This is a genomic window from Streptomyces incanus (assembly GCF_042656345.1).
In the GTDB taxonomy this organism is placed as follows: domain Bacteria; phylum Actinomycetota; class Actinomycetes; order Streptomycetales; family Streptomycetaceae; genus Streptomyces; species Streptomyces incanus.
Genome location: NZ_JBHSPC010000012.1, coordinates 176,031 through 177,972, shown reverse-complemented (window position 1 = coordinate 177,972; position 1,942 = coordinate 176,031). Strand labels below are relative to the sequence as shown.

Here is a 1,942-nt window from a genome sequence, read left to right as displayed (position 1 = left end):
CCCGCAGGTCAACCCACCTATTCGCGGACTAGCCACGACCCGCAACTGTCGAACCCAGGTTCCACGGGGCGCTCGTCGTCGCTGTAGACCACGCGCAGGGTGCGGAGCACCGGGAGGTCGCTGGGTAGGTGCAGGGCTTGGTACTGCTCCTGGGTGGGGACTCTGGCCGAGACCCGGTCCACGCTCAGGCGAGGCGGGAAGCCGAGCTGGGCGAGGAGGGCCGGGGTGCCACCCTTGATCTTCCGTTTGGCCGTGATGGCGGTGCCTCGGGCGAGGTGCAGGGGGTAGTAGGACTTGACCAGTTCGACGGGCTCGTCGTCGATGGACAAGACTTGATGACGCAGTACCGCGGTCTCGGTGCCGTCGAGGCCCAGTGCGGACGCGACGTCGGCCGGAGGGCGGGTCTCGGTCACGTCGAGCAGGGTGCTGTGCGCCTGGGTGCCGAGGCGTGCGGCCTCGGTGAGCCAGCGGTACGGCTTTCCTGGGTCCGCGGGAGCCATGGACGAGGCCGGGCGTACCGTGCGCTGCCGGCGCTCGCGAACGGTGACCGCGGATCCGGCGCGGCCCACCACCAGGTGCTCGTCCTTGAGGAGCTGTAGCGCTTTCTGGATGGTCGCGTTCGAGGCGTCGAATCTGTCCTTGAGCCGGGCCGTGGAGGGAAGGCTGGCGCCCGGTGCCAGGTCCCCGCTCATGATTTCGTCCCGGAGGTCGGCGGCGATCCGCTCGTGGAGCGAACGTGGGTCCGGCGACGTGGTGTGGGTGGTGGGCACTGTCATCCGATCCGGATCTCGTAGCTCAGGCGCCGGCGGAGCGCCGGCATGATCATCATGTCGGCCTGGAAGGGGCGGTCGTCACCGTCGAGTGTGACTCGGCTCAGGTGGAGGACGGGCTCGTCCGGCCCCAGGTGCAGGAGGTCGCGTTCCTCCGGGCTCGGCATGCGCGCGGTCACGTCCTCACGTACGCGGACGCCGACGTGTCCCAGTGCGGCGAGGAGCGTCACGGTGCCGCCCGGAATCTTCCTCTCCTCGGCGAGGCGGGTGCCTCGGGCGATGCGGGCGGGGTAGTACGTGTCCGTCAGCTCGCAGGGCTCTCCGTCCAACTCGATCACTCGTCGGCGCACGATCGCCGTCTCTTCGGCGGGCAGTTCGAGGAGCGTGGCGACTCCCTCCGGAGGAGTTGTCTCACCGGCGTACGCGATGCGCTGGGTGCCCTTGCCGCCCTGGGCCGCGGCTTCGGACGCCCAGGCTTCCGGCCGCCCCTTTTCCCGTGGAGTCAGGTACGGGAGTGAGGTGCTGACCCATGTGCTGTCGCTCACGGTGTCCTCCAGGAGGCGAGTGTTCGACGACCTTGCTGCTTTACACGTTAAGTGAACTACTTCAGATCTCCTACCTTACTGCTTTTCGTGAATAGCGGTACGGTGGTCCGGACCTCAGACCACTGATCCAAGGCGGTGCTCACCGTGCTTCTGTCGCGGCAACGTCGATTTCCGCGGGCTCACCGCTCGGTGCCCGCCGCACGCAGGTTCGCTCTCGAAACGCTCGCCGAGTGGGGTTACCGGGGGCGGGAGGACGACGTGCGCGTCTGCGTGTCGGAGCTTGTGACGAACGCCCTGCTGCACGGCGTACCGCCGGGGCGCGAACTCTCCCTGGTGCTGGTCGGCGACGGTCCGCTCGTCCGGATCGAGGTCCGCGACAGCGGGGGTGGGAACCCTGAAGTGAGGGATGCGGCGGCGGACGACTGCGGGGGGAGGGGGCTTCGCCTCGTCATGGCTCTCGCGGACGACTTCGGCGTGACGCCGCACCGCCCCGGTAAATCCGTCTGGACGGTGTTCGCGATGGACCGTGCAGAGGTGAAGGACGGGGAGGAGGGGAGAGGGGGAGTGGTGGAGCGGGTGCGGACGCACTGAGCGGATTCCGTGCAGCGAGAAGGGCGCCCGGCGGTA

General features: G+C 68.7%; 3 protein-coding genes. 1 reads left to right on the top strand and 2 read right to left on the bottom strand.

Annotated features, from left to right (window positions below; genetic code table 11):
* Positions 1–17: 17 nt before the first annotated feature.
* Both ACFP2V_RS04285 and ACFP2V_RS04280 read right to left on the bottom strand, forming a co-directional pair.
* A complete protein-coding gene (locus ACFP2V_RS04285; protein WP_381205565.1) occupies positions 18–776 on the bottom strand; it encodes a GntR family transcriptional regulator in 759 nt (252 codons plus the stop codon).
* Positions 773–1,315: a GntR family transcriptional regulator gene (locus ACFP2V_RS04280; protein ID WP_381205562.1), complete on the bottom strand. Its 543-nt coding sequence runs from the start codon at positions 1,313–1,315 to the stop codon at positions 773–775. The genes ACFP2V_RS04285 and ACFP2V_RS04280 overlap by 4 nt, the downstream gene beginning before the upstream one ends.
* A 144-nt stretch (positions 1,316–1,459) precedes the next feature.
* Here ACFP2V_RS04280 and ACFP2V_RS04275 point away from each other — a divergent pair, with 144 nt between their 5' ends.
* Positions 1,460–1,906 carry an ATP-binding protein gene (locus ACFP2V_RS04275; protein WP_381205596.1) on the top strand — a complete coding sequence of 149 codons (447 nt, stop codon included), beginning with the start codon at positions 1,460–1,462 and terminating at the stop codon, positions 1,904–1,906.
* The last annotated feature ends 36 nt before the right edge of the window (positions 1,907–1,942 follow it).